Source organism: Pseudomonas sp. PS02303 (assembly GCF_029959925.1).
GTDB classification, from domain to species: domain Bacteria; phylum Pseudomonadota; class Gammaproteobacteria; order Pseudomonadales; family Pseudomonadaceae; genus Aquipseudomonas; species Aquipseudomonas mandelii.
Genome location: NZ_JASCOM010000601.1, coordinates 1 through 249 on the forward strand (window position 1 = coordinate 1; position 249 = coordinate 249).

General features: G+C 58.6%; 2 pseudogenes. Both read left to right on the forward strand.

Annotated elements, in window-relative coordinates:
* A pseudogene (locus QMX98_RS35035) lies at positions 1–168 on the forward strand (IS21 family transposase); the annotation flags it as partial.
* Positions 161–249 (forward strand): annotated as a pseudogene (locus QMX98_RS35040) (AAA family ATPase); the annotation flags it as partial. The pseudogenes QMX98_RS35035 and QMX98_RS35040, both read left to right, overlap by 8 nt.

The window sequence follows — 249 nt, forward strand, 5'->3', positions numbered from 1 at the left end:
TCGGGAAGTCTGAGCGCCGATCACATCCTCAATGTCCTTGCCCGCCTGACCTCCACCGCACCACCTCCCTGTGTAGAAACCAGCCTGCAACTCAAGGTCGCGCCTGTTGCCAATACGGCGCGCTACGACCGGCTCCGTACGACCGATGAGGAGAATCGCAATGCGTGACCTGATGACTGAACTCAAAGAACTGCGCCTGCACGGCATGGCCAGTGCTTGGGAAGAACTGGTATCTCAAGGAACAGCGTC